This window comes from Novosphingobium sp. (assembly GCF_036820275.1).
Lineage (GTDB): Bacteria > Pseudomonadota > Alphaproteobacteria > Sphingomonadales > Sphingomonadaceae > Novosphingobium.
In genome coordinates, this window is the sequence record NZ_DAISLT010000007.1 from 70959 (window position 1) to 93393 (window position 22435).

At 63.6% G+C, this 22435-nt stretch carries 20 protein-coding genes; 5 read left to right on the plus strand and 15 right to left on the minus strand.

Annotated features, from left to right (window positions below; translation table 11 throughout):
• Positions 1-25: 25 nt before the first annotated feature.
• The 4 genes from V7066_RS07820 to V7066_RS07835 all read right to left on the minus strand — a co-directional run bounded on the left by V7066_RS07820 (position 26) and on the right by V7066_RS07835 (position 3309).
• On the minus strand, positions 26-1690 hold the full coding sequence (locus tag V7066_RS07820; RefSeq protein WP_334182503.1) for a M28 family metallopeptidase: 1665 nt from the start codon (positions 1688-1690) through the stop codon (positions 26-28).
• Between the two features lie 63 nt (positions 1691-1753).
• Positions 1754-2221, minus strand: coding sequence for an SRPBCC domain-containing protein (locus tag V7066_RS07825; protein WP_334182504.1), 468 nt, complete (start codon positions 2219-2221; stop codon positions 1754-1756).
• A 39-nt stretch (positions 2222-2260) separates the two neighbouring features.
• Positions 2261-2671, minus strand: coding sequence for a hypothetical protein (locus V7066_RS07830; RefSeq protein ID WP_334182505.1), 411 nt, complete (start codon positions 2669-2671; stop codon positions 2261-2263).
• 236 nt (positions 2672-2907) lie between these two features.
• A complete protein-coding gene (locus V7066_RS07835; protein ID WP_334182506.1) occupies positions 2908-3309 on the minus strand; it encodes a UrcA family protein in 402 nt (133 codons plus the stop codon).
• Positions 3310-3796: 487 nt separating this feature from the next.
• Between V7066_RS07835 and uvrA the strand changes: the two genes are divergently transcribed.
• The 3 genes from uvrA (at position 3797) to V7066_RS07850 (ending at position 8460) form a co-directional block, all read left to right on the plus strand.
• Positions 3797-6703 carry an excinuclease ABC subunit UvrA gene (gene uvrA, locus V7066_RS07840; RefSeq protein ID WP_334182507.1) on the plus strand — a complete coding sequence of 969 codons (2907 nt, stop codon included), beginning with the start codon at positions 3797-3799 and terminating at the stop codon, positions 6701-6703.
• A 245-nt stretch (positions 6704-6948) separates the two neighbouring features.
• Positions 6949-7839 carry a hypothetical protein gene (locus tag V7066_RS07845; RefSeq protein WP_334182508.1) on the plus strand — a complete coding sequence of 297 codons (891 nt, stop codon included), beginning with the start codon at positions 6949-6951 and terminating at the stop codon, positions 7837-7839.
• 78 nt (positions 7840-7917) lie between these two features.
• Entirely contained in the window at positions 7918-8460 is a 543-nt protein-coding gene (locus V7066_RS07850; RefSeq protein ID WP_334182509.1) for a hypothetical protein, read from the plus strand.
• 1367 nt (positions 8461-9827) lie between these two features.
• On the opposite strand, the gene V7066_RS07855 is transcribed toward V7066_RS07850, so the two are convergent.
• The 7 genes from V7066_RS07855 to V7066_RS07885 all read right to left on the minus strand — a co-directional run bounded on the left by V7066_RS07855 (position 9828) and on the right by V7066_RS07885 (position 16140).
• A complete protein-coding gene (locus V7066_RS07855) occupies positions 9828-10361 on the minus strand; it encodes a septal ring lytic transglycosylase RlpA family protein (protein WP_334182510.1) in 534 nt (177 codons plus the stop codon).
• A gap of 128 nt (positions 10362-10489) precedes the next feature.
• A complete protein-coding gene (locus V7066_RS07860; RefSeq protein ID WP_334182511.1) occupies positions 10490-11710 on the minus strand; it encodes an argininosuccinate synthase in 1221 nt (406 codons plus the stop codon).
• An 88-nt stretch (positions 11711-11798) separates the two neighbouring features.
• The gene (locus V7066_RS07865) at positions 11799-13043 is read right to left on the minus strand and encodes a class I SAM-dependent methyltransferase (RefSeq protein ID WP_442947313.1); all 1245 of its coding nucleotides are present in this window, start codon (positions 13041-13043) and stop codon (positions 11799-11801) included.
• A gap of 84 nt (positions 13044-13127) precedes the next feature.
• Positions 13128-13883, minus strand: coding sequence for an SDR family oxidoreductase (locus V7066_RS07870; protein WP_334182513.1), 756 nt, complete (start codon positions 13881-13883; stop codon positions 13128-13130).
• Positions 13884-14086: 203 nt separating this feature from the next.
• Entirely contained in the window at positions 14087-14887 is an 801-nt protein-coding gene (locus V7066_RS07875; protein ID WP_334182514.1) for a sulfotransferase family 2 domain-containing protein, read from the minus strand.
• A gap of 124 nt (positions 14888-15011) precedes the next feature.
• Positions 15012-15344 carry a glycine zipper 2TM domain-containing protein gene (locus V7066_RS07880; protein WP_147215800.1) on the minus strand — a complete coding sequence of 111 codons (333 nt, stop codon included), beginning with the start codon at positions 15342-15344 and terminating at the stop codon, positions 15012-15014.
• Between the two features lie 169 nt (positions 15345-15513).
• Complete coding sequence (locus V7066_RS07885; RefSeq protein ID WP_442947314.1) at positions 15514-16140, minus strand: hypothetical protein; 627 nt, start codon at positions 16138-16140, stop codon at positions 15514-15516.
• 412 nt (positions 16141-16552) lie between these two features.
• On the opposite strand from V7066_RS07885, the gene V7066_RS07890 reads away from it, so the two are divergent.
• The gene (locus V7066_RS07890) at positions 16553-17320 is read left to right on the plus strand and encodes a GGDEF domain-containing protein (RefSeq protein WP_334182516.1); all 768 of its coding nucleotides are present in this window, start codon (positions 16553-16555) and stop codon (positions 17318-17320) included.
• A 64-nt stretch (positions 17321-17384) separates the two neighbouring features.
• Here V7066_RS07890 and V7066_RS07895 read toward each other — a convergent pair whose 3' ends face one another.
• Positions 17385-17777, minus strand: a complete 393-nt coding sequence (locus tag V7066_RS07895; RefSeq protein ID WP_334182517.1) for a glycine zipper 2TM domain-containing protein — start codon at positions 17775-17777, stop codon at positions 17385-17387.
• Between the two features lie 173 nt (positions 17778-17950).
• Here V7066_RS07895 and V7066_RS07900 point away from each other — a divergent pair, with 173 nt between their 5' ends.
• Positions 17951-18796, plus strand: a complete 846-nt coding sequence (locus V7066_RS07900) for a PhzF family phenazine biosynthesis protein (protein ID WP_334182518.1) — start codon at positions 17951-17953, stop codon at positions 18794-18796.
• A 9-nt stretch (positions 18797-18805) separates the two neighbouring features.
• Here V7066_RS07900 and V7066_RS07905 read toward each other — a convergent pair whose 3' ends face one another.
• The 3 genes from V7066_RS07905 to V7066_RS07915 form a co-directional block, all read right to left on the minus strand.
• The gene (locus V7066_RS07905) at positions 18806-19972 is read right to left on the minus strand and encodes an FAS1-like dehydratase domain-containing protein (protein ID WP_334182519.1); all 1167 of its coding nucleotides are present in this window, start codon (positions 19970-19972) and stop codon (positions 18806-18808) included.
• 36 nt (positions 19973-20008) lie between these two features.
• Positions 20009-20524, minus strand: a complete 516-nt coding sequence (locus tag V7066_RS07910; protein ID WP_334182520.1) for a nitroreductase/quinone reductase family protein — start codon at positions 20522-20524, stop codon at positions 20009-20011.
• A gap of 133 nt (positions 20525-20657) precedes the next feature.
• Positions 20658-22424 carry a putative bifunctional diguanylate cyclase/phosphodiesterase gene (locus V7066_RS07915; RefSeq protein WP_334182521.1) on the minus strand — a complete coding sequence of 589 codons (1767 nt, stop codon included), beginning with the start codon at positions 22422-22424 and terminating at the stop codon, positions 20658-20660.
• Positions 22425-22435: the final 11 nt, after the last annotated feature.

Sequence of the window (22435 nt, forward strand, 5' to 3'; positions counted from 1 at the left end):
AGGTGAGGTGTGGGGAACCCGGTGGTTACTTCCGCACCGCGTCCGACGTGTCGCGCACGGCCTTGAACTCGGAACCCGGCTTCCACTGCGGCCACTTGGCCGAACCTGCAAGTTCCTCACCGATGGTGCGGATCAGTTCGACGTCCTGTACGGCGCCTTCCATCTTCCAGTCGGGCGACCACGCGTCGCAGGCCTGGTGGTAGCATTGGCCGGTATAGGCATCGATCCACGCCTGACCCGCCTTGACGCCGCCGTCCTTGAGGTCGGCAGCCCCGGCAAGGCCCATCATCAGCATCACCGGCACGCCGCGCTTGGCGAAGGAGAAGTGGTCGGCGCGGTAGAACAGCCCGCGCTCGGGCAGGCTTTCGACCGTCACGCGGCGGCCCTGCGTCGCGGCGACGCGCGCCATGTCGTCCTCCAGCGTGTCCTGACCCTTGCCGATCACCGTCACGTCGTTCGCGGCGCCCGCAGTCTGGAGCACGTCGATGGTGAGGTTGGCGACGGTCTTTTCCATCGGGAACACCGGGTTGGCGGCATAGAACTCCGAACCGAGCAGCCCGCGCTCTTCCGCTGTCCACGCCGCGAAGACCACCGTGCGCTGCGGCGCCGGTTCGCTCTTCATGACGCGGGCGATGTCGAGAATACCGGCGATGCCGATGCCGTCGTCATTGGCGCCAGCGCGGTAGATGCGGCCCTGTGCATCGGGCGCGCCCTTGCCGTAGGCGTCCCAGTGGGCGCCGAACATCACCACTTCGTCCTTGCGGGTGGTGCCGGGAATCTGCGCCAGCACGTTGTGGCTCATGACTTCCTCGTGGTTCACCGGAACCTCGGCATCGAAAGTCACGCCCTTCAGTTCCACCGGCTTGAAGTCCGGACGGCGCGCAGCGGTCGAGAGCTTGGCAAGATCCAGCCCGGCCGAGGCGAACAGCCGGGTAGACGCATCGGCGGAGAGCCAGCCCTGCAGCGCCAGGCTGGTGAGCTTGTCCTTGCTGCGGACGATGTCGTAGTTCTCGCCGCCGGGGCTGGTGACGACGTTCCAGCCGTAGCCCGCACCCGCCGTGTCATGCACGATCAGCGCGCCCACCGCGCCCTGCCGCGCGGCTTCCTCGAACTTGTAGGTCCAGCGGCCATAGTAGGTCATCGTCCGGCCGCCGAACTTGCCTGCCGCAGGCTCGCCCTTCTTCGCGTAGAAGTCGGGGTCGTTGATGAGGAACACCACGAGCTTGCCCTTGAGGTCCATGCCCTTGAAGTCGTCCCAGCCGCGCTCGGGAGCGTTCACGCCGTAGCCGACGAAGACCACCGGAGCGCCTGCAATGCGCGCGGTATCGTCCGGGCGCAGGGTCGAGACGTAGACGTCCTTGCCGACCGCCACCGGCATCGCCCCCTTGGGACCGGCGAAGGCAAGCGTCTTCGGGGCGCCGAGCGTGGTATGCAGCAGCGGCACCTTCTGCACCCACTGGCCGTCCGGCCCGGCGGGCTGGAGGCCGATGTCCTGGAACCGCGCGATCAGATAGCCGATGGTGCGCTCCTCGCCCACGGTGCCCGGCGCGCGTCCCTCGAAAGTGTCGGACGAGAGCGTCTTCACATCGGCGACCATGCGATCAGCGTCGATGGCCTCCCGGGCGATGGCAGGGTGGCAAACAGTGGCGAGCAGCGCGGCGACGGGCGCGAGGAGGAGCTTTGTCTTCATGACCAGCGCTTTTAGGCCGCAGGGCAGGGGAGGCAAGCGCGCTCTGAGCAGGTAGCCCCTCGACTATTTGTAGAAGCCCTGACGCAGCTTGACGCCGTGCTCGAGCCAGACTTTCATCGCGGCGAGCATCCCCGTCCAGCCTTCGCAATTGCTGTACGAGGCCTTCAGGCCCTCGGGCGTGTCGGCCCAGCCTTCCTCGGTGATCTGCACGAGCGTGCGGCCGTCATCGAGCGTCTCGAAGGCCAGCGTGACCAGCGTCCGGTGCTCGCCTTCCTCATCGGGAAGGACGGCCTCCTTATCGCCGCCCCAGCGCAGCAGGATGTGCCGGTCCTTCACGGCCTCCACCACATGAACCGGGAACGCGCCGGGGAAGTCGTGGAAGTCCCAGGTGACGACGGCGCCGGTCTCCAGACGTCCTTTGGCACCGCCGGTGGTGAAGTATTCGGACAGAATAGCGGGCGCGGCGACCGCCTCGAAGACTTCGGGAACGGGTCTGGCAATCCGGCCCGAGACAGTGAACTTCGGCTTCATCGCTCGTCTCCTCAGGTCCGGATCAACAACGTCAGGCCATCATTCGCAGCGCGCGTAATCTCCCGCGCGGCAGGCTGCCACGTCGCGGCGCCACTGCGCAAGGTCGGTCTCGTAGTCGCGGCGGGCCTGGGCATAGGCCCGCGACTGGTCGGCATAATCGCGGCGGCTGGCCTGGTAATCGCTCTCATCGTCGCGGGAGTCGCCGTAATCGGCTGCTTCGGCTCGGTCGTTGGCGCGATCGTAGGCCTTCCAACCGGCGGCGTACTGCGCGTCGCGCTTGCGGACGTATTCGAGCTGGTCGCGGTTGAGCTTGCGGATGATCGCAGCATCGCGGGCGATATCTTCGGGGGTCATGCGATCGTTCGGATCGTCGGCCCGCGCCGTGCCCGAAAAGGCCTGCGCCGACAGCGCCAGAGTGCCCAGTGCAAGCAGGATGCGCCCAGCTTTCATATGTCTAGTCTTTCCGTCCCTGAAGGATTCCGGCCGTCCATGAAGGATTCTGGCCCGATGTATTTCTCTATTTCCTGACGGAGCCACGAGGCGGAAGCAATTGCGGATGCGACGGACCGTTCAGCGGTGCGATGAGGCGCGCGGCGCTTGAGGCGAATGCGGGAACCCGAGCGGCAGTGGCCGCGAAAAGGCCGTCGATCCTGTGCAGGGTCGGCGGCCTTTCCAGGGGTAGACGGTTACTTGCCGCGAAGGGCGACGATGGCCAGCGAAGTCGGCGCGGCGACGGCCAGCCGCTCCGGATTGGCCTTTGCTGCCAGGCGGGTGGCGAGCATGTCGTCGCGGGCGGCGAAGGCGCGGTCCCGCGACGCTTCACGGCAATCGTGGGTCCAGGCGAGCTCGTCGAGATGGTTGCTCTGCATCGGGCAAACCGCGCGAACGGCGACTTCCAGCCGCATGTTCAGCGTGTCGAGTCCTGCTTGCGTGTCGAGATTGAGGTCGCCGTAGCGTACTTCGCGGTGCGGCACGTCACGGAGCGAGCCGTCCTTGACGATGACGTCGGCAAGAGCTGGGCTCGACAATCCCGTGGCAGCCATGGCGATCATGCCGAAGGCGGCGAAAGTGTTGTGAATCCTGGTCATCTGCATTCTCCCGTTGCAAGAGCGCAGCTCTCCCGGCACGAGCCCCCACGGCTCGTGGCAAACGAACTGCAAAGCGACCGCTTTGGATGAGGAAAGTCGTTCCCAAACAACGATTGCGCTGTGGGGCTTTCTGCGACTTCGTGATCATGTATAGACTTTTGAAGTGCCCCCGCGATCACGCCTTGGCTTTCGAAAAATGTCTAGATCATTACTTGAATTTGTAAGATCGACATCCGGCAAAAGGTGAGTCGGTATTATTTCCGGGCAGTTTCTGTATTGCGCAGAAGCGTGCAGAATTCAAGTCATCCTTGCGGTTGTATCGTCGAACGACAGTGATCGACCGACGGACGACTTCCCGTCGCGTTCGGCTGGTCACGGCGTTGCAATTCCTTGCTCCGATCCCACATGGGGGCCTGACTTTCGCAGCGGCAACACGCCTGTCGCGGCGGCTTGCGCTTTGCGAACAAATCTGGAACACGTCACCTCCATGAGTCTCTCCCACATCACGGTGCGCGGTGCGCGCGAGCATAATCTCAAGGGCTTCGACATCGAGCTTCCGCGCGAGAAGCTGATCGTTATCACCGGGCTGTCCGGCTCGGGGAAATCGAGCCTCGCGTTCGACACGATCTATGCCGAGGGCCAGCGCCGTTATGTGGAGAGCCTCTCCGCCTATGCGCGCCAGTTCCTGGAGATGATGCAGAAGCCGGACGTCGAGCATATCGACGGCCTCAGCCCCGCGATCTCGATCGAGCAGAAGACCACGAGCCGCAATCCGCGTTCCACGGTGGCGACAGTGACGGAGATCTGGGACTACATGCGCCTGCTCTGGGCGCGCGTGGGCATTCCCTATTCTCCGGCCACGGGGCTCCCGATCGAGGCGCAGACCGTCTCCAACATGGTCGACCGGGTGATGGAGCTGCCCGAAGGCACTCGCGCCTATCTGCTCGCGCCGGTGGTGCGCGGCCGTAAGGGCGAATACCGCAAGGAACTCGCCGAGTGGCAGAAGGCGGGCTATACCCGCGTGCGGATCGACGGCGAACTCTACGCCATCGAGGACGCCCCCGCGCTCGACAAGAAGTACAAGCACGACATCGAAGTCGTGGTGGACCGCATCGCGGTGAAGGACGGCATCCAGACCCGTCTTGCCGACAGCTTCGAACAGGCGCTGAAGCTGGCCGAGGGGCTGGCCTATATCGACCTTGCCGACGGCGTCGTTCCCGGCCGTGAGGGCGAAGGAAAAGGCAAGAAGAACCTCAAGGGCGCTGGCCTGCCGCCGAACCGCATCGTCTTCTCGGAGAAGTTCGCCTGCCCGGTCAGCGGCTTCACGATCGAGGAGATCGAGCCGCGCCTGTTCTCGTTCAACGCGCCGCAGGGCGCCTGCCCGGCTTGCGACGGCCTGGGCGAGAAGCTGCTGTTCGACCCGCAACTGGTGGTCCCGAACGAGCATCTCAGCCTCAAGCAGGGCGCCATCGTGCCCTGGGCCAAGTCCAACCCGCCTTCGCCTTACTACATGCAGGTGCTCTCCAGCCTGGCCGAGCACTTCGGGTTCGATCTCACCACGCCGTGGGACGCGCTGCAGACCGAGGTGAAGATCGTAATACTCTACGGCACCGGCGGCAAGGCCGTGCCGCTGACGTTCAAGGACGGCAAGAAGGAATACACGGTCAACAAACCGTTCGAGGGCGTGATCGGCAACCTCAACCGCCGCATGATCCAGACCGACAGCGCCTGGATGCGCGAAGAACTGTCCAAGTTCCAGACCGCACAACCCTGCGAAACCTGCGAGGGCAAGCGCCTCAAGCCCGAGGCGCTCTCGGTGAAGATCGCGGGCAGCGACATCGCCGATGCCGCGCGCCTCTCGGTGTCGGACGGCTTTGCGTGGTTCGGGGAGCTTGAGGGCAAGCTGACCAGCCAGCAGCAGCAGATCGCCAAGGCCATCCTCAAGGAAATCAACGAGCGCCTCGGCTTCCTCAACAACGTCGGGCTGGACTACCTCAATCTCGACCGCACCAGCGGCACCCTCTCGGGCGGCGAGAGCCAGCGCATCCGTCTGGCCAGCCAGATCGGCTCGGGCCTCTCGGGCGTGCTCTACGTGCTCGACGAACCCTCGATCGGCCTCCACCAGCGCGATAACGACATGCTGCTGGAAACGCTCAAGCGCCTGCGCGACCTCGGCAATACCGTGATCGTCGTCGAGCATGACGAGGATGCGATCCGCACCGCCGACCACATCGTCGACCTCGGACCCGGCGCCGGTGTCCATGGCGGCGAAGTCGTGGCCGAAGGCACGCTGAAGCAGGTGCTGAAAGCCAAAAACAGCCTCACCGCCGCCTACCTCAACGGCACCCGCAAGATCGAGGTGCCGACGGAGCGCCGCAAGGGCAACGGCAAGAAGATCGTGGTCGAGAACGCCCGCGCCAACAACCTGCGGAACGTCACGGCGGAATTCCCGCTCGGCACCTTCTGCTGCGTCACCGGCGTCTCCGGCTCGGGCAAAAGCTCGCTCACCATCGATACCCTGCAAGCGGGCGCCGCGCGCCAGCTCAACGGCGCGCGCGTCGTCGCCGGGGCGCATGACAAGATCACCGGCCTCGAAAACTGCGACAAGGTGATCGAGATCGACCAGTCCCCGATCGGCCGCACCCCGCGCTCCAACCCCGCAACCTACACCGGCGCCTTCACCCAGATCCGCGACTGGTTCGCCGGCCTGCCGGAATCCGAGGCGCGCGGCTACAAGGCCGGGCGCTTCAGCTTCAACGTCAAGGGCGGCCGCTGCGAGGCGTGCCAGGGCGACGGCCTCATCAAGATCGAGATGCACTTCCTGCCCGACGTCTACGTCACCTGCGAGGAATGCCACGGCAAGCGCTACAACCGCGAAACGCTGGAAGTGAAGTTCAAGGGTCACTCCATCGCCGACGTGCTCGACATGACGATCGAGGACGCGGAAGAGTTCTTCAAGGCCGTGCCGCCGATCCGCGACAAGATGCACATGCTGAACGAAGTGGGCCTCGGCTACGTCAAGGTCGGCCAGCAGGCGACCACGCTGTCCGGCGGCGAGGCGCAGCGCGTGAAGCTCGCCAAGGAACTCGCCCGCCGCTCCACCGGGCAGACGCTCTACATCCTCGACGAACCGACCACCGGCCTCCACTTCGAGGACGTGCGCAAGCTGCTGGAAGTGCTCCACCGCCTTGTCGAGCAGGGCAATTCGGTGGTGGTGATCGAGCACAACCTCGACGTCATCAAGACCGCCGACTGGATCATCGACATGGGGCCCGAGGGCGGCGTGCGCGGTGGTCAGGTGATCGCGGAAGGCACGCCGGAGGATATCGTGAAGGTGAAGAAGTCCTTCACCGGGCACTATCTCAAGCCGTTGCTTTCAAGCTGGGCGAAGTGACCCTACCGCCGATTATGAGTTTGAAGGCATCGCAGGAAGGCGTGGGTCCCCCAGCGCCTAGCTTTTCATCGTCGGGATTGTTTCGCGGTTAGTTGCGCTTTATATATTTATGATTGATCGATTTTTTGGGGGGTTACTTTGAATAAGGGCGGCGTCGAAAGCGAGCAAAAAAGCCAAATTCGCGGAGACGGAAAAGGCGTAGACCCATTTCTGAGAACCGGGACCTGGTATCTTCAGGTGCACGTGTGCTGCCTTTAAAAGAGATTGAAGTCGGAGAGCCAGACGCCAATGCAGAGTATTTTCTTGCGCAAAGGTCGAAAAGCAAGCCGATGTATCAGAAGGCTTTTTTCGATTGGGAAGGCGTTGCGAACGATAAGCTGATCTCCGGTCAGAAATTCATTCTTTTTGGGCAAAAGGGGACCGGAAAAACTGCACTTTTGCGTCATCTTCACGCCAATCTTCCCAGTGATTATCAGTCTACATTTATTATTTTCCGCAAAGAAATTGTCGAAGAGGCGCAACTCGCTCAATTGGCGGCAAGTTTTTCTGCCAGCGTAGTGGTTGATGAAGATAAAATACAGGAAACTAAATTCTATTATCACGCGATGAAGCGTTTACTGCTAACGTTTCTACTTTCTCATTGTGTTGAAATAGATGATGTCCCAGAAGAAATTGGTTGGTTTAAGAATTTATATTCGGAGCTAAAGAATAGTTCTGTTGGTCAAATGGCGGCGTTGGTTACGGATTCAGTCGTCGGGAGCATAGAGGCGCTTCATGTTGATGTCTCTAAATTGACGAAGGGTGTGGTTTCTGTAGATGCTGGTAAGGCTATAAAAAGAAGTAACGATGCATTTCAGAAATTTGCTTTTTCTCAGTTTAAAAAGTTCCAAGTTAAGGCAAGAATTTTTCTCGATGAAATGCATTTCGCATATCGTGATACAGATGGGTTGAGCGCCGATGCATCTCTCGTTCGAGATACTATCTTGGCGGTCCGTGAAATAAACGAGCGTCTTATTGAAGATGAACTAGATAGTTTAATATATATATCAATTCGCTCCGAATTTCTTGAGCATCAAGAGATTGCGGTAGCAGACGTTGCTCATACTATAGAATCTTATGGCCTTGAGTTAAGTTAGGAAAGTGCGCCATTTGATCGGTCGCATCCAATGTTCGATTTAATTCTTAAGCGATTGCAGGTAAACGTAGGAGATTTGTTGACTCGCGAGGAGATATTCTTTCGCTATATACCTGAAAAGAATATAACTCGATTTTTGGAATATACATGGGGGAAGCCTAGGGATATCGTAAGGTATTTTAAAGCGGCATCGTCATCGTATCCAAATTCTGGTAGTTTGAGGTCTCCGAAGGAATTCGGAAATATTATTAGGCGGTATAGTCAGGCCGCTTGGCAAGATCAAAAGGCTGCGTTGGCTGCTTTTGTCCCGAAATCAAGTTTGCCTATTGTAGAGGAAGCTCTTCAAGTTGTGGCTAATCATGATCTGGATGGAAGTGTAAGGTTTAATAAAAAAATATTGATTGAGCATCTTAAGGATGCGTTTTCGCATATGAAAACGCAAGGCGTTTCGTATGACGTGAATGAATTTATAAAGTTACTTTATATTGTTGGTGTTTTCTACGTTACGTATCGCGATGCCAGTGGTCAGCGGATTATTCATCAATTTCACAGAGGGAATAGGCGTCCATATGGCGCTGGCGACTATCACGTACATAGAGCGGTGGCGCGTGCATTGTCGTGAAAGGATTTTTGTGTTTTGATATATCCTAAGTGTCCCTCGCGGCACTTTCCTACAGCTCCCCACATGCGATAAATGATCTGGTTCACCCCGGCGCGGAAGCGTCGGGGCTTTGGCTCCAATTGTGGGGGTGAACCATGTCCGACCAATCGAACTCTTCGTATCCTACCGCTGCCGGGCGGGGGTGGATTCCGGCTTCTCGGGATATCGGGTTGCCGGGGGAGTCCTTTCCGCGAACTCGGCGCTCGGCTGAGGGCGGTCCCAGCTTTCGCTGGGATGACGGGGATGGCCAAGCCGCTTCGGCTCGCGATGACTCGTTGATCGACGCTCTCGGGGAGGGCGCTTCGGGGCGGCGGGGCGCGGCGGAAAAGGTCGGGGAGCGCGAGGGCGATGGCCCTCGCATTTCTCTTTCTTCCGACTTCGATACTTCCGACCCGGATACTGCGCGGGCGTCCCTCCACCATCCTGCGGATGGTCCCCCTCAGGAAACGGGGTGGTCTCCGGCGCGGAAGGTTCGGTTTCTGCATCAGCTCGCCGAGAAGGGCGACGTGCGGGCGGCGGCCTCGCGGGTGGGGATGTCGCGGCAGTCGGCTTACCTGCTGCGGCGGCGCGACACGGCCTTTGCGCGGGGGTGGGACGCGGCGCTGGGTCTGGCGCGGCGGCATGTCGAGGAAGTGTTGGCGACGCGGGCGCTCGATGGGGTGGAGGAGCCGGTCTTCTACCACGGCGAGCAGGTGGCGGTGCGGCGGCGTTATGACGCGCGGCTGCTCCTGGCCCATCTGGCGCGGCTCGACCGGGCGGTGGAGTCCGCGCCGGGCGGTGGGGAAACGGTCGGCGAGTTGGCGGAGCGGTTCGACGAAGTGCTGGCGGTGGTCGCGGGCGAGGGGCCGGAGGCGTTGTTGGCGGTTTCGGCGGGTCGGGCGACTTTGCCTCCGGCGCGGGAGGTCTATGCCGAGAAGGCGGGGGCTTTGCTCCAGCGCGAGGCCGACCTGGCCTGGGAGGAGGCCGTGGAGGCGGGCGAGGCAGGGCCGGAGGATGAGCCCGACCCCTACGTAGTGGTCTGGCGCGAGGCGGCGGCGGGGGATTGGGATGGCTGGCGTCGCCGTGCGGAGGGGGCGGTCGATGCGGTGCTGGCCGAGGAGGGCGCGCCGCCGATGGAGTTCAAGTCGCTGGCGGGTGGGCCGGAGTGGAGAGGGCCAAAGTGGAGAGAGGACGTTTTTTACGCTCAGGACCGTGTAAAGCGTGTCAAGCGAGGCGCGGCCGGGAACCCGATGCGGGGTGCGATGTTATCATGGGTGAAGGTCGGCGCGGTGCTTCCCCCACCCCCTCCGTTACCGCGTCGGCCTTCTCTTTTCAGAGATTTGCGCGGGTTATTCGTCTTCGGTGAGGACGGCGAGTTCGACTTTGCCGGAGCCCATGCGGGCGATGCCGATTTCCTTCGCGGCGGCCTCGGAGAGGTCGATCACGCGGTTGGAGTGGAACGGGCCGCGGTCGTTGACGCGGACCATGACGGAATCGCCGGTCAGCGCGTTGGTGACGCGCAGCTTGGTGCCGAAGGGCAGCGAGGGATGGGCGGCGGTGAGGTCGTCCGGGTTGAAGCGCTCGCCGCTGGCGGTGCGGGCTCCCCGGAGCGAGTGGCCGTAGAAGCTGGCGGTGCCGCCCTTGATGTTTTCGAATTCCTGCGCGTCCTGGTCGAGCGACTGGGGCAGGGCGGCGACGGGCGTGGTAGTTGCGGGCGCGGCGATGATCGCGGCGGGCGCGGGTGCCTCGGCCTTTGCGGGCGCCAGCTTCGACTCGGCGATCGCCGAGGAGGCCGGAGCTACCAGCATGGCAGCGGTGGCAAGAGCAAAGCCGATGCGCGCAAGTCGCTGGGCTTTATGCGGTTGGTTGTGCTTCCCCGTCATGGCGAGGACTCCTACAGGCAGTTCGTCGCTGTGGGGACCCATGCAAAAGCGGCCCGTCGCACTTTGGCAACGGGCCGCCGGATGTCGTTAAGACGTTGAAAGGATTCGGGAGGCCGAATCCTGGGTAGTTACTTGGCGTCGCGCTGGGCCAGCAGACGGAGTCGCAGGGCGTTCAGCTTGATGAAACCGGCCGCGTCCTTCTGGTCGTAGGCACCGGCATCGTCCTCGAAGGTGACGTGGCGTTCGGAGTAGAGCGAGTCCGGCGACTTGCGGCCGACGACCGAGGCATTGCCCTTGTAGAGCTTCAGGCGAACGGTTCCGTTAACGCGCAGCTGCGAGTGATCGATGGCGGCCTGGAGCATCTCGCGCTCGGGGGCGAACCAGAAGCCGTTGTAGATGAGCTCTGCATACTTCGGCATCAGCTCGTCCTTGAGGTGCGCGGCGCCGCGGTCGAGCGTGATCTGCTCGATGCCGCGGTGGGCGCGGGCGTAGATCTCGCCGCCCGGCGTCTCGTACATGCCGCGCGACTTCATGCCGACGAAGCGGTTCTCGACGAGGTCGAGGCGGCCGATGCCGTGCTTGCGACCCAGTTCGTTGAGCGCGGTGAGGAGCGAGGCCGGGCTCATCGCGATACCGTTGAGGGCGACGCCGTCACCCTTTTCGAAGTCGATGGTGATGTATTCCGGTGCGTCCGGCGCGTCTTCCGGGTTGACGGTGCGCGAGTAGACGTAGTCCGGGGTCTCTTCCCACGGGTCTTCCAGGACCTTGCCTTCGGAAGAGGTGTGCAGGAGGTTCGCGTCGGTCGAGAACGGGCTTTCGCCGCGCTTGTCCTTGGGGACGGGGATCTGGTGCTGCTCGGCCCAGGCGATCAGGGCGGTGCGGCTGGTCAGGTCCCACTCGCGCCAGGGGGCGATGACCTTGATGTTCGGATCGAGCGCGTAGGCCGAGAGTTCGAAGCGAACCTGGTCGTTGCCCTTGCCGGTCGCGCCATGCGCGACGGCGTCGGCGCCGGTCTCGTGGGCGATCTCGATCAGGCGCTTGGAGATCAGCGGGCGGGCGATCGAGGTGCCGAGAAGATAGTCGCCTTCGTAGCGGGCATTGGCGCGCATCATCGGGAAGACGAAGTCGCGCACGAATTCCTCGCGCAGGTCGTCGATGTAGATGTTTTCGTCCGGCAGGCCCATCAGCTTGGCCTTGGCGCGTGCGGGTTCGAGTTCCTCACCCTGGCCAAGGTCGGCCGTGAACGTCACGACTTCGCAATTGTACGTGACCTGGAGCCACTTAAGGATGACGCTGGTGTCGAGGCCGCCGGAATAGGCGAGGACGACCTTCTTGATGCTGTCGGACATGGGCGCGGGCTCCGCAGAAAGGGCAGTGGATTCGGGACGCGCGCCTATCAGCACGCGCCCCCTTGCGCAATGAAGGAAAGGTGCAGCGCTATTCGGTCAGGAGTGCGACTTCGTTCGCGGCGATATAGTCGCGCGTAAGCGGAAGGGCGTGACGGCTGCGGGCGTACTGGATCTGATAGTTGCACATGCCGCCGCTTTCGAACGCTGCGGTGGCCCCGGCGAGGTAGAAGATCCACATGCGATAGAAGCGCTCGTCCATCAGGTTGACGATGGCTTCCTTGTTGGCGACGCAGCGCTTGTACCATTCGCGCAAGGTGAGCGCGTAGTGGAGGCGCAGGTTCTCGACATCGGTGGCGATCAGGCGGAACTTCTCGCTCGCGGCCACCGTCTCGCTGAGGGCAGGGATGTAGCCGCCGGGGAAGATGTACTTGCGGGTGAAGGCGTCGGTCGAGCCCGGGCCGCCCATGCGGCCGATCGTGTGGAGCAGCATGACGCCGTCATCGGTGAGAAGGTTGCCGACGGCCTTGAAGAACTGTCCGAACTGCGCCTGTCCGACATGTTCGAACATGCCGACCGAGACGATGCGGTCGAACTTGGCGCCGCGCGCCGCGAGGTCGCGGTAGTCGACGAGTTCGAACGTCACCTTGTCGGCCACCCCAGCCTGTTCCGCACGCTCGCGGGCGAGGGCGAGCTGTTCCTCGCTGAGGGTGATGCCGAGCACCGAGGCTCCGGCGTGCTTGGCGAGATAGATCGCCATGCCGCCCCAGCCGCAGCCGATGTCGAGCACGCGCTGGCCGGGTTCGAGCGCCAGCTTGGCGGCGATATGCGCCAGCTTGGCGGTCTGCGCCTGCTCCAGCGTCATATTGGCGGGGTCGGGCCAATAGGCGCAGGAATACTGCATGTGCTCGATATCGAGGAACAGGTTATAGAGGTCGTTGCCGATATCGTAGTGATGGGCGATGTTCTTCTTGGCGCTCGCCGCCTTGTTGATGCCGTCGACCAGCGTGACGACCTTGCCCTTCAGCTTCTTGAACGCGGTATGTTCGTGAAGCTCGCCGCCCTTGTCCCACTTGGCGTTGGCGCGGATCAGTTCGACCATCTCCATGATGTCGCCCTGCTCGATGACGAGTTGGCCATCCATGAAGGCCTCCGCCGCACCGAGCCGGGGGTCGGTGAGGATGCGTCGTTCACCCGCCTTGTCGGTGAAGCGGATGCGCACTTCCGGAAAGCCGGGGGTGGGGGTGCCGAAGCGCTTTACGCTGCCATCGGGGCGGACGACCTCCAGAACGCCCTGACGGACGCCGCGCTGGAGGAAGTGATCGAGAATTCCCATTACCATCAACCATTTGTGAAGGGCGCTTCGGCCCGGTGCAAGAGGGTTCGCTTGCCCTAATGCGCAAGCGATGCGACGGAATTGTTACTGACGTGCGAGGAAAAGAACGTCGCGCGGCTGCGCGAGGAGGTGTTGGCCGGAATCGACGTAGAGCGTCTCGCCGCTTTCCAGCCAGCCTTGCGAGAGGAACAGGGCGGCAGAGGCCACGTCGTCCGGCGTGGTCTTGCGGCCGAGCAGGTTCATGCGATGCGAGCGTTCGGTTTCAGCCTCGGTCTGGTCGTGGCTGGCGAGGATCGCACCGGGGGCGAGACCGTAGATCCGGTCATCCTGCTGAACGCGGGCCATCGACAGCATGGGGATCGTCGCGGCGAGGGCATGCTTGCTCATCGTGTAGGAGAAGAAGTCCGGGTTCGGATTGAGCAGCTTCTGGTCGGTGACGTGGATCACCCGCCGCCCGCCTTTCGCGCGGGCATGGGCGAGGAAGGCCTGCGCCAGCCGGGCCGGGGTTCCGGCGTTGACGCGCATGGCTTTTTCGAAAGTCTGTGGATCGAGGGCCTGGGCGGTATCGAGGTCGAACATTCCCGCGCAGTTCACCAGCACGCGCCAGTCCGGCAGGCGGGCGGCAAGCTCTTCCACCATGGCGGACCCGGCGGTCCAGTCGTTCAGTTCGCAGCCGACGATCTCGGATGAGGGCAGCTCCGCCGCCAGCGCTTCGGCCTGATCCCGCGAATGGTTGTAGTGGATGACGACATGCCATCCCGCGGCACCGAACATGCGGGCGATGGCTGCGCCGATCCGCTTGGCGCCGCCGGTCACCAGCATGGCGGGCCGCTCGCTCATCGCGGGGTCGCCATGGCGGCAGCTTGACACGGTTTACACTGTCCTGGGAGAAAATTCCTGTCGGCCCTGGCGCCTGATCCGGTTCGGCAAGTGAGGCAACGCGGCGAGAGAAGTGAACGAACGATCATTGTCGGGCATAGGAGCACAGACCGGGCCTGTAGGAAAGGCCTCTCCGCATAATCACATACTTCCGTTCAGGACGGCTATACCGCGAGTGCAGGCACCGGCATCGCGGCGGTGCCTGCGCTGCGCAGCGGCGCGGGCGCGCCGGTCACCGCCTGGTGGCGCAGCGCGAAGTCGGCCGCGTAGAAGCGGTGGAGGAAGTCGAGCTGAGAGGGAGACGGGCCGCAGTCGGTTTTGTGGCTGCCGGTTTCCTGACTGCGGTTGAACTCGGGCAGGGTGGAGAGTTCCTCGCGGCCGAGGCGTTTGCCGATTTCGCCGATCTGTTCGTAAGGGATCAGCCGGTCGACCGCCGAACGTCCCTGGGCGTCGAGCACGTACCAGCACTGGGGGCGGAAGATATGATCGATGCCGAAGGGCGAGCGCGCCTCGGCAAGATGGTCGATCGCATCGTCGATCGTCCGGAACGTGGCGTAACGTTCGCGGAAGGGTGCGGAGACCGTGCGGTGGCGGGTGCCGCCCGTGCGGGCATAGCGGAAGGCGGACAGGAAGCGGTCGACCGGATCGCGCACGAGCGCGAAACTGGGCAGGGCCAGCAGGTCAGGCGAGACCTTGGCGTAGTATCGGGCCGAGCAGTGCTTCATCTGGGCGCCGTAGAGACGGTCGCAGATCGAGGTGCCGGCGTTCTTGGGAATGTGGATGAAGAGCAGGCCGCTCTCGCGGATGCGGTCCAGACGGCGGCGGCGTTTTCCGTCCAGCCAGGGGCGCAGGCCGTGGCGGGAAAGTCGTTCGGGAATATCGCTGACGAGGCTTACGCCGAAGGCCGAAGCGAGGAGGCGGTTGACGCCGGTGGTGCCGGTAGTCCGTTCGAGATCGGGAGCCATGGGGCGAGGGCTTAGGCACATCCCGTCGCCCGGTGATTTCGAAATATTTCAATCGTGGCAGGTATGGGACGCGCCGTCCCGAGGGTCGGCGCGTCGTGGTTTTCCGTAGATCAGCTGCGGAAGATCAACGGCAGCGGGGGCGGCTGTTGTTGCGGTCGATCGAACGGCCGAGCAGGGCACCGGCGCCTGCACCCAGGATGGTGCCGGTGGCGCGATCGCCGCGCGTGTCGATGGCGCGACCGGCCAGGGCACCGGCAACGCCGCCGATCAGCAGCCCGGTGGTGCCGTTCGACTTCTTGCAGCGATAACGGCCGTCATTGCCGCGCCAGTAGCGGACGCCGTTGTCGGTGCGGTGATAGCGGCGACCGTGATCGCGGGCTTCAGCGACTTCGGTGACGGCGAGCGTGGCGGGAACGGTGATCGCGGCCAGCAGGGCTGCGGTGATGGCTTTGCGCATCTGAAAATCCTTCCGAGTTGAATGTCTTGTTGACCGGCCCTCGCCTTTCCATCGGGTGCCAAAACGGAGGATGAACATTTGCGTCAATTTGACGATACACGCCGAAACGAGCCCTGTTGTCGACGAAGGGCGCTGCGGTCGAAATGATGGGCGGCGAAAGGAGGGGGGCTCAGCTTGCCAGTTTGCCGAACGGTAGCAGCTTGCGGGCCAGGCTTGCCGCGGTCTTGCCGTCGCCGGCGCGCAGGGATGGCAGGATGGCGATGGCGCCTCGCTTCATCTGGGCATCGAGCGGGGTGGGCGTGGATGCCTTGGCGGCGGTTTCCGCCCAGCGCCGGACCTGGGCGATGTCCGCCTGGTCCTTGCGGATCTGCATCAGGGCGGCGAGGCCCGGATAGAAGGCGCGGTCTCCGCCCAGCGCGACGGCACGGTTGAGCGCGGTTTCACCGGCCTGGGTCTTCGCGCCCAGTGCGGTGCGGGCGAGAAAGCCGCCCAACTGGTCGATTGCATCGAGATGCCAGCCCGCGATCACCATCTGCGCTTCGGCATCGCGCGGGTTCTGGGCCGCGAGCTTTTCGAAGATGCCGAGCGAGGTGCGCGCGTCCGACCGGTTGCGGGTGAGCTTCGCGCGATAGCCGATGGCGATTCCGCGCTGGAGAGTCGCTTCGTGATCTCCGGGGCGGGTAGCCAATATCCTGTCGGAAGCGGCGATGGCCTGGCCGATCAGGGCCAGCGCCTTGGCCTTGTCCTGCGCCTGAAAGGCTGCTGCCGTCAGTAATTCGCGAGGGGTGTCCGCCATCGCCGGGGCCGAGGAGACGGTATATATCGCACAGAGGGCGATCAGCGTCGGACGGTACACGCACTCTCCTGACAGAAAGGAGGCGGCACGATGACCGATGACGACGCGGTAGACCAGCCCCTATCGAGCGTTTGATTGCCGGGATTTGCTGCGATGCGCACGATTTTGTCGTGCGGAAACGTTACCTTACAGAACTTATGGCCATGGCCTTGAGCGAGCGGATCTTGTAGGGGGCAGCGCATCGCAATGAAAAGCGCTGCTTTTCAAGCGGTGTGGGGAAATCCAGTGTCGCTTCCGGCGACCTTAGGCCCCTATTCGTATTAGCTTACGTATATATACGAATGGCGCGAGCAGCGAACTGTTAACTATCCGCATCTATCAGGGCTACGGGGTTAAACGGGGTTTGTTCGAAATGAAAAGCCATGGCTTGCGCAGTGTCGCTGCCGGGACGGGGCTGTCTGTAGCAGCGACACTGCTGTTGCTGCAACTCGCGGCGTTCATTCCCGGCTTCGCGATGCCGGTGCAATTGCTGGTACTCGGCGTCGTCGTGGCGCTGGCGGTCTCGGCGCCGGTCTGCATCGTGCTGATGCGTCAGCAGTTGCGGATCGCCGCGCTTCATGGCGAACTGGCCCTGGCGTTCAAGCGTCTCGAACGCAGCTCGCGCGTCGACGGCATGACCGGGCTGACCAATCGCGATGTCTTCATCGAAATGACCCGCGATGCCATGGCGGATCGCGACGGTTGGCTGATCGTGGCCGACGTGGACCATTTCAAGCAGATCAACGACGATTTCGGTCACGGGGTGGGGGACCGGGTGCTCGTCGCGATCGGCAATACGATCCAGGATAACTTGCGCGCCGGGGACTTGTGCGGACGGCTCGGCGGCGAGGAGTTCGGCCTGTTCCTCCATGCCCGCAGCGGACGCGAGGCCCATGTCGCTGCCGAGCGCTTGCGCCGCGCGGTGGAACAGCTTGCCGTATCGACGTTCGCCGGCGGAGAGGTGGCGCCCACGCTCAGTCTGGGCGTGACCGCGACGCGCGGGCTCTCGCTGCCGGAGGCGATGCGCCGGGCCGACGAGGCGCTTTATGATGCCAAGCGGCAGGGGCGGAACCGCACGGTCTCGGCTTGCGCCCCTTCCGCAGATAACCGTTTGCGGCTGGTCACGGCGGGGAAAGCCTGATCGGGTCGAACAGAAACGGCGCGTCATCGGGGAGATGACGCGCCGTTTTTCGCCGTTCAGAGCTTTAGCGGCACTTCACTTCGCCGCGATCGATCTCGCGGCCGAGCAGGCCACCGGCGACGCCGCCGATGATCGCGCCCAGCGTCTGGTCGCCACGACCGGCGATCGTGTGCCCGGCCAGCGCACCGGCACCGGCGCCGATGATCAGGCCAGTGGTGCCGTTGTCACGCTTGCAATAATAGCGCCCGTCATTGCCGCGCCAGACGCGGTCGTTGCGGCCGAGGCGGCGAGGCTCACGATAGCGTCCGCGATTGTCATAACGGTTGCGCTCGTTACGGTCCCGGTCGTAGCGGCCATGGTTGTCATGACGGTCGCGTCGCCAGTCCTGGGCGGCTGCGGGGGCGGCGAGCGGGAGAACCAGGGCTGCCATGGCAAAAGCCAAAAGGGTCTTTTTCATCGCGGTGTCCTTCCTGAGAACGTAATTTCGTGACGGCATAACGAACCGAATGCGCCCTTGCTCCCCAACCTCGAATGAACCACGGGAAATCTCTTGAAAGCAGCATGTCGCTTCGACGTCGCAACCATGCGAAAATAGCGTCAAACAGTGGGAATTGAAAGAGAATGCGGATCATGAAACTCGATCTTGTCGATGTCTTCGGCTCCGGCTCGCTGACCGGGAATCCGTTGGCGGTCGTGCGCGGAGGCGAGGATCTGGACGCCGCGACCATGCTGCGGATCACGCGCTGGCTGGGCTTTTCGGAGACCACATTCCTGCTGCCGCCGACCGACCCCGCAGCCGACTACCGGGTGCGGATCTTCTATCCGGCGGGCGAACTGCCTTTCGCCGGGCATCCGACGCTGGGCAGTGCCCATGCCTGGCTGGCGGCGGGCGGCACGCCGAAGGCGCCCGGCACAATCGTACAGGAATGCGGCATCGGTCTCGTCGATGTGCGGCAGGAGGAAGGGATGCTGGCCTTCCGGGCGCCGGACTTGCGCCGCTCCGGGCCGCTCGACGCGGCGGATCGGGCCGAGACGATCCGCCTCTGCGGCGCGGAGGAGAGTGAGGTGATCGCAGCGGTCCATGCCGCCAACGGTCCCGGCTGGAAGCTGCTGCATCTCGCATCCGCCGAGGCGGTTCTGGCTGCCGAACCCGCCCCGCGCGCGCCGTTGCATACCGATGTGGCGCTGCTGGGACCCTGCGCCCCCGGCTCACCGGCGCAGTTCGAAGTGCGCGCCTTCTTCGCCGACCCGTCGGGCCGCATGGTAGAAGACCCGGTGACGGGCAGCCTCAATGCGGCGGTGGCGCAGTATCTCTTTGCCGAAGGACTGGTCCGGGAAAGCTACGTCGCGGCGCAGGGGCGCAAAGTCGGCGCGGACGGGCTGGTCCACTGCCGCCGGGAGGCCGACGGTTCGATCTGGATCGCGGGCCGGGTCGAGACGGTCTCGGCAGGCGGAGCGCTGCCGGGACCGTTCTGACCCCTCGCGTCAGCCCGGCTTCTTGGGCAGGGCGATCTCGGCGCTGCCGGTGCACATCGTCTTGCCGTTCTGGTTGGTCATCAGATGCTTGACGTGGACGAGGTGCCGGCCATCCTCGTCCACCGATTTCTCGGTGACTTCGGCGGTCTGGATCGTCACGTCGCCGGTGAGGGCCGGTCCGCGATAGTTGGCGATGGAGTGGACGACCATGCCGTGCTCGCCCGCCCAGCCGGACAGGAAGTCCGTGACCCATGAGCCCATCGAGGCGCCGTAGCCATAGCCGCGCGGCATCCCGATGCGGCGCGCGTATTTGGGGAACAGGTGCCCGCGCGAGGGACCGTAATAGGCGCCGTCGGTAAGCGACGGGTTCACCCGCATCATGTCGGGATCGTTCTCGTACCCGGCCATCTCGCGGGTGAAGCCCAACGCCTCCAGATCGTTCTTGCGCAAGTTCATCGTCCCCCAGGTGTTGACGATGTAGGCGCGCCATTCGGTGGCGAAGCTGGCGATCGAGTGCGGGCCGAACACACGCTCGGGAAGCTGGTCGCCCACGGTGACGTCATCCCACCAGCGTTCCTTGTGGCCAAGGTCGTGGAGCATCTGCACCCAGGCGAACTTGCGGTCTTCCAGCGCGGCGATTGCCTCGTCGGTCCATTCCGGTTCGTCGAACTCCTCGGCCTTGACGGAATCGCCGCCGGCATGGGCGAGATAGCGGATCGCGGTGGAGCGCTGCTTCGCGATCGGTTCGCCCTTCTGGTTCGCATAGTTGTTGTCGCCGCGCTGGAAGCAGGTGGGACCGAAGCCGGTTTCCTTCACCTTGTAGTCGAAGGGAATGCGCGTGTTCGTCACCACGTCGCCGGCCTCGATGCGCGGGCCATGGAACCACCACTCGTCGCCGCCGAACAGCAGGTGCGAATTCGGGATGCAGCCGACGCAGGCGGGTGCGGCGCCATGCCCGTCGTCGGTGGCGATGGCGAAGCTTTGCGGCGCGACGAGGCGCCCCCAACGGCTCTTCTCGAAAGTGGCCGGATCGAAATGCAGCAGGTTGGCGTAATGCATGGCGTGGACCCAACGCCGGATGTCGTTGTTGGCGACGGGTTCGCGCAAGGGCGAGAAGTCCATGGTCTTGCCGAGGTACTGGTCGATATCGGTGAAGTCGATCGTGGCGGTGGTCATCGCGTGGAAAATCCTGAAAAGGTAAGGCTGGAAAGGTCAGGCGGTGCGGATGCCGGTGGCATCCTCGGCCCTGAACACCGGAATCTCGGTGTCTGCCTTCATCATGACGAGCGGGAGCACACGCTCCGTGGAAGTCTGATAGGCGGCGTAGAATGGGTGGCAGTCGACGAAGAAGTCCCAGACTTTCTGCCGTTCCGCGCCCTCGGGTTCGCGCCAGGTGCCCTTGAAGGCCTGGGTGGCGATCTGGAACTCCACCTCGGGATTGTCGACGAGGTTGAGATACCATTGCGGGTGCGTGTCGGCGCCGCCCTTGGAACCGCAGATCACCACCTCGCCGCCGATATCGGCGTAGCAGAGCGGGGTGATGAAGACCTTGCCGCTCTTGCGGCCGGTATATTTGACCAGGCAATGCGTCGCGAACTTGCGGCCACCGACCGGCGTGATGTCCATGATGTGGCCCTGGGCGCCGCCGGATGCCAGATACATGTCGCGGTGTTCGGTAACCCAGTCGCGCCGCACGGCGCTGATGGCTGCGGCGGATTCGTCGCTCATGACGCGTCCCTCTCCATGATTTCGGCGAGGAGGATCGCGAAAGGCGCGGGCGGGGTCCAGCGATGATGGCTGGAAGCGGGCAGGTATCACCGGGGCGGAAAATGCGCCCCGGTGCGCGGAGGCGTTCAGGCCTTCATGCGTTTACCTGGCGGATCATCGGTGTCTGGTTGCGCCACGAGTCCATCCAGTCGAGCACATCGTCGTAAGGCATCGGCTTGCAGATGCCGTAGCCTTGCCCGGCATTGCAGCCGAGCGAGACCAGCAGCTCCTGCGTTTCCGGCGTTTCCACGCCCTCTGCCACCAGCGGGATGCCGAGGCTTTCGCAGAGTACCACCAGGCTGTTGACGAGCGACTGGTCGAAGCGGCTCTCGGTGAAGCGCGAGATGAACGAGCGGTCGATCTTGATCTCGCTGATCGCGAAGTCGCGCAAGTAGCCGAACGAGGTGAAACCGGCGCCGAAGTCGTCGATCGAGAGCGGGATCTTGTGCTCGTGCAGCCGCTCGATCACCCGCTTGGCCTGCGAGGGATTGGTGATGAGCGCGGTCTCGGTGAGTTCCAGTGTCACCCGTTCGGGGGCGATGCGGTGGCACTCGATCAGTTCGACCACGCTGTCCACGAAAGTCGGCCGCTCCAGCATGCGGGCCGAGACGTTGATGGCGATGGCAGCACCGTCCACCTGGTCCTGTATCCGGGCGAACTGGGCGAGCACGGTGTCGAGGCACTGGTTGGTGAACGTTTCCAGCAGCGGCGACTGCTCGACGGTGCGGATGAGCTGGTCGGCGGGGATATTGCCGCTGCGCGGATGGCGCCAGCGCACCAGCGCCTCGAAGCCGAGCACGCGCCCGTCGCGCAGATCGACTTTCGGCTGCCAATGCCATTCGAGCGCATCATGGGCGATGGCCTGGTCGATCTCCTCCAGCATGTCCTTGGGATCGAAGGCGGGCGCGGCGGGGAGGTTGTCCCGGCTGGCCACCAGCTTGTCGAGCCCGCGCTTGGCCGCATACATCGCATCGTCGGCGGCGGAGAGCAGGCCGGTCGGCGCGTAGCCGCGCTGCGGGCACATGGCGATGCCGATCGAGGCGCCGACATGGAGGATGCGGTTTTCGTGGACGATCGGCTGCTCGATCACCCGCGCCAGCTTGCCCGCAAGCCCTGTCGCGGTCTCGGTGTCCGGCACGTCCTGAAGCAGCAGCGCGAACTCGTCGCCGCCGAGCCGGGCCACCGTATCGACCTCGCGCAAGTGGCCGCGCAGCCGCCGGGCGACAGTGGTGAGCACGACGTCGCCCGCGGCATGGCCGAAACTGTCGTTGATCTCCTTGAAGCGGTCGAGGTCGATCATCATCACTGCAAAGGAACTGCCGTTGCGGCGGGCGCGGGCGCAGGCCTGGCCGAGGCGGTCGAACAGCAGGGTGCGGTTGGGCAAGTCGGTCAGCGGGTCGTGGAGGCTGCGGTGGGTCAGTTCCTCCTCGGTGCGGCGCAGGTCCTGCCGGTACTTGCGCCAAGCGATGCCTTCCTCGACCGAGGCGGCGACCCGTTCGGGTGAGAGGGCGCGCTTGGTCAGGTATTCGGTCATTCCGGCCTTGATCGAATCCGCCGCGACCTGTTCGTCGACATTGCCGGTGACGGCCACGATCGGGCAATCCTGATCGACTTCGGCGCGGATCGTCGGCACGAGATCGCGCCCGTCGCCGTCGGAAAGGCCGAAATCGAGAAAGACGATGTCGAGCGCGGGTTCGGCATGACGGATGATCTGGAGCGCCTCAGCCTGCGAACTGGCCTCGATCACGTTGATGGCGCGCGGGCCGCGCTGGAGCATGCGGATCAGGCGTTCCCGGTCGACATCGTCGTCGTCCACCACCAGGGCCTGGATTTCCGTCTTGCCTTTGTAGTTGTAATCCATCGTCTCGGGTT

Coding starts and splice junctions, on each gene's coding strand:
- V7066_RS07820 (WP_334182503.1), bottom strand. CDS start 1,690: ATGAAGACAAAGCTCCTCCTCGCGCCCGTCGCCGCGCTGCTCGCCACT.
- V7066_RS07825 (WP_334182504.1), bottom strand. CDS start 2,221: ATGAAGCCGAAGTTCACTGTCTCGGGCCGGATTGCCAGACCCGTTCCC.
- V7066_RS07830 (WP_334182505.1), bottom strand. CDS start 2,671: ATGAAAGCTGGGCGCATCCTGCTTGCACTGGGCACTCTGGCGCTGTCG.
- V7066_RS07835 (WP_334182506.1), bottom strand. CDS start 3,309: ATGACCAGGATTCACAACACTTTCGCCGCCTTCGGCATGATCGCCATG.
- uvrA (WP_334182507.1), top strand. CDS start 3,797: ATGAGTCTCTCCCACATCACGGTGCGCGGTGCGCGCGAGCATAATCTC.
- V7066_RS07855 (WP_334182510.1), bottom strand. CDS start 10,361: ATGACGGGGAAGCACAACCAACCGCATAAAGCCCAGCGACTTGCGCGC.
- V7066_RS07860 (WP_334182511.1), bottom strand. CDS start 11,710: ATGTCCGACAGCATCAAGAAGGTCGTCCTCGCCTATTCCGGCGGCCTC.
- V7066_RS07865 (WP_442947313.1), bottom strand. CDS start 13,043: ATGGGAATTCTCGATCACTTCCTCCAGCGCGGCGTCCGTCAGGGCGTT.
- V7066_RS07870 (WP_334182513.1), bottom strand. CDS start 13,883: ATGAGCGAGCGGCCCGCCATGCTGGTGACCGGCGGCGCCAAGCGGATC.
- V7066_RS07875 (WP_334182514.1), bottom strand. CDS start 14,887: ATGGCTCCCGATCTCGAACGGACTACCGGCACCACCGGCGTCAACCGC.
- V7066_RS07880 (WP_147215800.1), bottom strand. CDS start 15,344: ATGCGCAAAGCCATCACCGCAGCCCTGCTGGCCGCGATCACCGTTCCC.
- V7066_RS07885 (WP_442947314.1), bottom strand. CDS start 16,140: ATGGCGGACACCCCTCGCGAATTACTGACGGCAGCAGCCTTTCAGGCG.
- V7066_RS07890 (WP_334182516.1), top strand. CDS start 16,553: ATGAAAAGCCATGGCTTGCGCAGTGTCGCTGCCGGGACGGGGCTGTCT.
- V7066_RS07895 (WP_334182517.1), bottom strand. CDS start 17,777: ATGAAAAAGACCCTTTTGGCTTTTGCCATGGCAGCCCTGGTTCTCCCG.
- V7066_RS07900 (WP_334182518.1), top strand. CDS start 17,951: ATGAAACTCGATCTTGTCGATGTCTTCGGCTCCGGCTCGCTGACCGGG.
- V7066_RS07905 (WP_334182519.1), bottom strand. CDS start 19,972: ATGACCACCGCCACGATCGACTTCACCGATATCGACCAGTACCTCGGC.
- V7066_RS07910 (WP_334182520.1), bottom strand. CDS start 20,524: ATGAGCGACGAATCCGCCGCAGCCATCAGCGCCGTGCGGCGCGACTGG.
- V7066_RS07915 (WP_334182521.1), bottom strand. CDS start 22,424: ATGGATTACAACTACAAAGGCAAGACGGAAATCCAGGCCCTGGTGGTG.